The organism is Paenibacillus sp. P4_A7 (genome assembly GCF_056402455.1).
In genome coordinates this window covers 1-8,032 of the sequence record NZ_JBFUHJ010000244.1, presented here as the reverse complement: position 1 = coordinate 8,032, position 8,032 = coordinate 1, and the positions used below count along the sequence as shown (strand labels likewise).

Below are 8,032 nucleotides of genomic sequence, written 5' to 3'. Positions count from 1 at the left end.
GCATAAGACCATCAGTTGGCCCGTTTCTACACCTAAATTGAACGCTAGGAGCGTCCCAATCAAATTGTCCTTTGGAAGTCCTATTTCGGCCAATGCCCCGGCGAAGCCCATACCGTGGATCAGGCCAAATATGGCTGTCATTACCCACCGCCATTTCGCCTTTTGAACAAATATATTTTCCACGGCCACGTAACAGATCGTCACCGCAATCAATGCTTCGACCCAAGATGGGATGACATGGATGCGCCCCGACGCCACCAAGAATAATGTAATGCTGTGGGCGATTGTAAAAGCAGTAACAATTTTCAATGCATCCTTGAAGCGAGATGCGATTAATACTAAGGATAACAAAAACAGCAAATGATCATAACCTATCAAAATGTGTTCGATTCCTAGTACAAAGTATTTCCACAAAACAGCGCCAAGCTTAGGCTGGGGAAGGTCCTGTGCTGGGTCCTGGGGAAGGTTGATCTGAAAATCTTTATTCGTGCTATCAATTATATCCTGCCGGAAATATTCCCCATCATGGACCATGAGTACACTTGTAAGAGGAGGCGCATCGTCAAACACCAGATCGTAATGAAGATTAAATTGTTCGATTTCTTCATCGGTGGTAAACGTCAGATGAAATTCTATGCCTCTTACGGTACCCTTATTCGCCATGCTCATCGAATCAAATTCCATCGTTAAGGGCTTCGAATCCACATCTATGCGAAGACCTTTCTGTAGAATGGATTCAATTTTTTGCGAGAACAGTTCATCGTTCACCAGATTATCCAAGTCAGTACCGAATTGTTGAATCAAGTCTCTTTGATCAATAAAAAGATCATAGAGAATCTCGTCCCCTTCAATGTTTAAATCCGAGTAATTCATACTTAGTGAATGCGCAAGTGAAGTTGTGGCAGTCCCAAAAAATAATAAGATCATTATGATGAACAAGGACAGAAATGAACGCTGCTTCATAGCGGAACCTCTTTTCATGAAATGCTAGTCTTACAATCTGCAATATCGTTTATCCGGTTACGGACGTTCATTCTGCAACTTGAACATGTTTCTCGACTTATTTCAAGCTGTCCAAAAGTGTTTTCACTTGAGGGTTAAGGTTCAATGCATTAAGAACGATTGTAAGCGCCTCTGCACGTGTGGAATTGCCCTTCGGATCAAATAAACCATTGCCCTTGCCGCTGATGATGCCCGCTTTTGCCGAATCCTTGATTGGATTTGCTGCATATGAGCTTGCGCTTGCTATATCTGCAAAGTTGCCTTTGGAAGCATCTTTGTCCACTTTACTTAAGTCCACAATACGGGATAAAATAATGACCATTTGTTCACGATTAATCGTTTTGTCCGGCTTGAACGTCCCGTCATCATATCCGGTAATCACTCCTGCGATTGCAAGTTTCTCAATAGCTTCTTTAGCCCAGTGGCTGTTAATATCGTTCAGAACTACCGGCTGATTGCCGCCTCCGTTGATATCGAATACGCGAGAAATGATCGCTGCAAATTCGGCGCGTGTAATGTTGCCGTTAGGATGGAACGTTCCATCCCCATATCCTTTGATAAAGTGCAGTTTCACGAACGTGCCGATGGTCTTTTCGCCCCAATGTCCTTTAATGTCAGCCATTTCCACCTTTACACCAGATTTATTAGCTTCCGCTACTTTGGACGAGATCGTATCAACCAATTTTGTTTCATTAACAATGTCGCTCTTGAATACATCGCCCGCAGGTTTCGTAGTTTTAATATTCACCGATACTTTGCTTTTGCTTGAAACTTCAATAGTCGCGATCTGCGAATTCACCATTTTCACGCTGTCCAGCACAATATCGGCCTTACCCTGACTAGCCGCACGAAATGTCAGCGTAGCCAATGTTACATCCCCGTTCTGTCCTGCTGCATTGCCTATTTGCGTATGCGCGATTTGAATCTTATTCCCGTTCACAATAGGTTTCACGGCAAAGCCGCCGCCTTCGGTAGCACCCTTCACAAACACCAAACGGCTGGTATCATAGGTTAAATTGAGTTCATATGCGTACAAGTCGCTTAATTTCTTTCCGCTCACCGTCACTTGGAAGTCATCGCCTGCTGAAATGCTCTTATCCGAGATGGACAGCGAAAAGCTTGGACCGGAGCTTGCCTGAGTTACGACTTGGGGAAATACGAGTAATGTCAAAAGCAACGCCAGACTAAATGCAAGTAGTTTTTTTATCATTGGACAATTCGCCCTTTCTGTACTCGTCATAAGTGAGGAGGGGGAGAAAATAGATCTCCCACCCCATTTCATTACTAGTCCGTCCTAAATTTCGCAAAAGCAAACATAATTGCAGGTTTGTTTATTGCAAGATTGCTTTGGCTGCGATTGCAAGGTCTATAATATCCACCTTGCCGTCTTTATTTACATCCGCTTTCTCATTCCAGCCCGCCTGATCTTGTTGTTTGCCGTAAGCCGCTGAAACAATAGCCAAGTCTCCAATAGAAATTTTTCCATCCCCATTGAGATCCGCATTGATTTTCTTGGTGTCAAACAGTTGAATTGCCGCTTCCAATGCAGCTTTCGCGCTATCCACCTGCTGCTGAGTGGCATTCGGATCGTTTGCTGTCGCTTTGGCCACATCGATTGCCGACTGCAATGGCGCTTTGGATCCATTCACATACAGGCCGTGCCCATTGCCTTCCACTGCTGCATCGTACTTGGCCTGAGCACTTGTGATTAAAGCATTCAAGAGTGACTTATCTACAGGTATACTAGGTACAGTTATTTGTATCTTGTGGGAGGCTCCGTTAACCTCCAGTTCATTCCCCTCTGCATTGRCAATCCAAACATTGTCGACAGTAATTGTCGTTGCCTCCGTTGCAGATTTGGCTGTAAATTTGAAAGTCAACAAATCGCCTTGGGCAAGTACCCCTTGGTTTGCTTCCACGCTGGAAGCAATAATCCGAATTTGACCCGGCGCTGTCTCCTCTTGCGCGATGACTTGGAATCCATCTTTCAGCGATGTAACCGAATCAAATTGCACATTCACTGGATCATAGTGTAGCGTCAAATCTTGGGCATACATTCGCTCGTATACACTTTCTGTTACGCTGGTCAATCCCATCGTGACATCGAATGCTTGGTTAGTGACCACCTGCTGTAAACCTGTCAACGTAGTGGCAGGTGGTGCTAATGGTTCGCCAATTGTTACATTAATCTCCGCAGCCGCTGCCCAGCCGTTACCAGCCGCCGTTGCTTCGAGCTTAACATATGATGCATCTGTCGAGTCAAAAATTGCTTCTTTCTCCTCATTGTTACTTGCCCAATTTCCGCTTGCAACCTTGGTAAAGGTCACTCCATCCGTACTTACATATACGTTATAGCTTGTTATATTTCCGTTTAAGCCTGATGGCCTTGGCAAATACGTGACTTTATTGACTTTGTAAGCTCCTCCAAGATTTAAGGTAATCGATTGAGGGAGAACATCCGATTTATCCCACTTTGTATGCCATACCGTTTGTGGGTTTCCGTCAATCGCCATGGATGCTGCACTATTTTCACCACTTGTTTCCTCGCTTGTCGCCGTTGCCGTCATTTGTGACTGAGAGATCTTATTTACAGTTACTCTAATGCTTGTTGTCAAAGGCACGTTATTGGGATTTGCCACCTCAGTTGGCAAAGTTATAGTTCCATTTACAGTGAAGGTCTGTAGAGTCTTTACAGTAGGATCATAGTTTGAAGCATCTACATTCCATGTCACATTGGCATTCCCCCAGCCTTCATCTGTAACCAAGGATACTGACTCTGGCAATCCAAGGGCGTCAGCTGTCTTCACCGTTCCGATTGTCAACCCTGTTATGTCAGTAGGCGCAGTGATGCTGGTTAAATTACCACTGTTAACATCAAGGTCAATGTCCTGCGACGAACGGTTATACATGGAATCGTCGGCGAATACCCTGAGTGTATATGGAGTAGACGGCGACAAACCTGTAAACTTATATTGCCTGTATTCATCGAATGGCTTGTCTAGCGGCAGCGAAAGGCTGTTAAACGATTTGTCCACTTTCCCCGTGAGCTTGTTTATGAGCTGAATATTATATTCCAAAACGCGCACATTGTCATTTGCTTGCTTTATTGTAAAAGCAACTTCGTTGTTATTGTAGGAATCGACAGTAATACCCTCTTCAAACTGCGGAGCTATGAGTTCTCTTATATCGCTCCTGCTATAGGTAAAGGCCTCTTTGCCTTCACCAACGACTTTTACAGAAGGTATACCTACATATTCATCTGTAGCTAAATTATACTGTTTGATGATCATTTTTGAACCGTAAACCTCTATGAAATTCACAATGCGAGGTGTGGTATGATAGTTGATATACGAGCCTTCTATATATCCGCCGTACGGACCGCCATCAATATAACTGGAATATGAACTCGCACCGCTGTCAAGATACGTAGCCGCACCTTGATAGTGAGAACGTTCGTCGGTCGGGTCGTATTGCGTATGGCCTGACATATATACCACCTGCGAAAAGTTATTGTCGGCAATATATTTACCTACATTATTACTTGCCGCGCTGCTCCATTGCCCTGACCACACGGTTCCGCTTATAGGGTAGTGAGAAGATACAAATATGGGCTTAGTTGGATCGTAATCCGCTTCTCCTTTAATTTGGTTGAGGAAATTGTTGGTTTTTTTCACTGTATTGTCGTTGTTATTATTTCCGTCAAAACCCACAAAATTATAACCTTTTACCTTCACTCTATAAGAATCGTTAAAGAAATTGTTATCGTATGAATTCGTTGACTCGTTCCACGCGCCCGCCGARCCGACAGGTATTAAATTTTGGGATCCGCCCATATCATGGTTGCCTCTCACCATATAAAGCTTCGCATTGTCAAACAGACCCTCATCTTTAAGTTTTTTGTGTACGTCTGTCATGTGCTGCATCCACACATATTCATTCGCATTGTTACCGCCCGTAACGTCGCCAGGAATAAAGAGTACATCGGCCTGTGGGAATAGTTTCAGTTCTGTTCTGAAACCTTCTTCCACGCGCTTGATTGCAGCGGGATTACTACTGATTTCCGTGTCGCTGTCAATAATCACATTTAAACCGGCGGGAGTTAATGTTTTATTGCTTTTTTGATAGATGAAGATGGCGTTGCTTAGTTCACGATTGTAATAATTGATGGTTTCCTGTGTATATAGTTTTACTTGTTGCGTTGTTGCAACCGTAGATGCCATATTCGAAACCTTTTTCAAATAATCAAAATCGGTTTGGCTGAAGCCGTCACCGAGACCGTCTGCTATTAGTGTATTTGCTTCTGATATTTTGCCGTTAAGTGCGTTCATAACTACTTTATTYACACCGTAACTCTTATAATTAGCTTGAACGACATCACTGCTAAGTGCGCCTTTCCAGACATTCAGATCAGCGATATCGAATGCATTACCGCCATTTTTTCCTAATCCGTCGCTACCTATATTTAATGGGTACGTTGTATCTAAAGTTCCGATCCCCAGCGAAGATTCAGCCATTTCGTAACCATCAATATACAACGACGCGAGCATTTTATCTCTGTCTACAACAAATGTCACGTAACGCCAAGTGGAAGCATCAAACGTGTTGCGCCCAAAACTTACTGATGTGGTCGGGAATCCTAAATTCATTTCGACCGAATTGGCTGATGTATAAATCGCCCAGCCTTCGTTAGAGCTCTTAGTAAAATCCTTGTTTGATAATATGACCTGTTTATTGTTAGTGTCGCCCTTATACCAGAAGGATGTGGTAAAACTGTCATTACCAAAATTCAAGCTATGCGTAGTACCGACATAATTGCCGTCTCCGCTTTCTAAGTGCAGAGCTTTGGTCCCGGGTAATACACCGTCTACATAACTTTGATTCCCTTTTGCTATCAAATCTTCTTGGTTTGCATCGTCCTTCAAATTATTATCGAATTTTATCGATGCAATAAGAGGCTTGGCATTGGCGCCGGCAGTATCTGTTTCTGCGTATGCGCTGGTCGATAACATAGTGAATAACATCGTTAGTACGAGCGTAACGGATAAAATTCTCTTCATTACAGAAAAACCTCCATTATTTTAAGTAAGTGCCACTTTTAATTCAGAATCGCTTTGGCTACGATTTCAAGGTCCACAATATCAACCTTACCATCATGATTCACATCCGCGTTTTCATTCCAGCCCTCTTGACCTTGTTGTTTGTCGTAAGCCCCTGCAACAATAGCCAAGTCTCCAACAGAGCGTTTTCCATCTCCATTGACATCTGCTGTGATTTTCTGCTTGTCAAACTCTTGAATAGCCGCTTTCAATGCTGCTTTCGCACTATCCACCTGCTCCTCAGTAGCATTTGAATCGTTTGCTGTCTCTTTAGCTGCATCGATAGCTGACTGCAATTGTGCTTTGGAACCAGCCGCATAAAGGCCGTCCTCACTGCCTTCCACTGCTGTATCGTGCTTAGCTTGAGCGCTTTCGATTATGCTTGGTAATGTCAGACTAGGCTCTACTGTCACATTGGTGAAAGCTGTAAAACCTCCATCAGCAGTTGTGACCGTCACTGTCGCCTTCCCAGGAGTATGACCGATTAGCGATGCGCTGCCGCCTGTTGAAGTTATAGAAACGACAGCAGGATCGCTGCTTACCCACGAAACTTGGGTATCGTTCGCATTAGCCGGCGTAACCGTAGCCGTTAAGGTTCTGGTTTCACCTTCAGTCATGATAACGTTCTGTTGATCAAGCGTCACCCCGTTAACAGGGAGCCGGTCAACGACTTCAAATGTCTTGCGATCCACGATCTCATACCCATCATTGAGCATGAAAAGCACATCATACTTACCTGGGGCCAGCCCATTGCTGAGACTAGCCTTTCCGTCTCCAGCCTTTAAATAAGCCCATCTCAACGATTCACCGGCACCTGGAGGAACATCTCCGATTTTGTAGATGCCGACCCAATCCGTCCCGCTTGCACCAGCACCTGTGTACGATAGCGTTATAGCTTCCCCTTTGAGGTACTGAAGTTTGTCCATTGTTAACAACTGGCCGGAAGCTGCTACAGCGACAGGCATGATAGATGCTGTAGACAAGTTGAAAATCAAAATCATGACGGATGTAAAATAACCTATTAGACGCAACGTTTTTCGGTTTCGTTTTATGTTCATTTGCAAATCCCCTTTTCCCCTTTTCTACCATTTTTTCTTCATAACTTGTATGTTGTTATGTCATGGAAACACTCGAATCCTACCTTTACATACACACTTTAATGCTTATAATCCGTAACGTTTTAAAAAGAACAATGTTATCAGTTAGACAATTCCCGGATCGGGTTATACCAGGAATCATCGACCGGAAGGAACTTCGCATCTCCCGACTTCCAGAACAGTCCGGATTTCTCGGAATCCTCCGGCAGGAACACACTTTCGTTGTTCGCCGTTGCTTCCGATGTCATGATATCTACGATCGCCTTGAAATCTTCCTCCGAAATTGTGTCGCGATTGGCCACGAACGGACCATTCAGTACTGGTGTGACGGAAATCAGACGGAATTGCTCGCCAGGAAGCTTGTCGAAGGGCTGCTCCGCCTTTTCTTTCACCTTGTACAATGCACCTGGACGATTCGCTTCACCCTCGGCCAGCTCGACATAGTTGCCGACGCATGTGTCGCAGAAAGCCGCAATATCCGCTTTCTTTGTCAGCAGATTGACTGCGGAGCCTTGATGAGAACCGCCATATACGACATCGCTGAAGAACTGGCCGCTTCCGCCTTCCATCAGGTCTTCGACCGTCAAATCTTTATAGGCGTCCTGCTTGGAGAATTGCGAGACAATCGCATTCGAAGGCACTTTGAAGCCCGAGGTCGAGCTGTTGGAAACAAACGAGAACCGTTTGCCGGCAATATTGGCGATCGAATACGCATCCTTTTCCTTGTACTGCGCTTCGTCTTCTTGTCTCACCGCAAACCAGCCATAGTAGCTGGCATCGTCCAGCGTACCCGATTCACCGGAGTTCACGACGAGCGGAACTAGATTGTCGTTCTTC

At 44.6% G+C, this 8,032-nt stretch carries 5 protein-coding genes; all 5 read right to left on the bottom strand.

Features of this window, described 5'->3' with window-relative positions:
- Window positions 1-963, bottom strand: a 963-nt coding sequence (locus tag AC1DWN_RS22210) for a HupE/UreJ family protein (protein ID WP_477561079.1), incomplete at its 3' end; no start/stop codon positions are given.
- Between the two features lie 97 nt (window positions 964-1,060).
- Window positions 1,061-2,212, bottom strand: a complete 1,152-nt coding sequence (locus AC1DWN_RS22205) for an S-layer homology domain-containing protein (RefSeq protein ID WP_477561078.1) — start codon at window positions 2,210-2,212, stop codon at window positions 1,061-1,063.
- Window positions 2,213-2,333: 121 nt separating this feature from the next.
- On the bottom strand, window positions 2,334-6,059 hold the full coding sequence (locus AC1DWN_RS22200; protein WP_477561077.1) for a discoidin domain-containing protein: 3,726 nt from the start codon (window positions 6,057-6,059) through the stop codon (window positions 2,334-2,336).
- A 38-nt stretch (window positions 6,060-6,097) separates the two neighbouring features.
- Complete coding sequence (locus AC1DWN_RS22195) at window positions 6,098-7,156, bottom strand: Ig-like domain-containing protein (protein WP_477561076.1); 1,059 nt, start codon at window positions 7,154-7,156, stop codon at window positions 6,098-6,100.
- A gap of 140 nt (window positions 7,157-7,296) precedes the next feature.
- Window positions 7,297-8,032 (bottom strand): PhnD/SsuA/transferrin family substrate-binding protein (locus tag AC1DWN_RS22190; protein WP_477561075.1); only part of this gene is annotated, 736 nt, incomplete at its 5' end.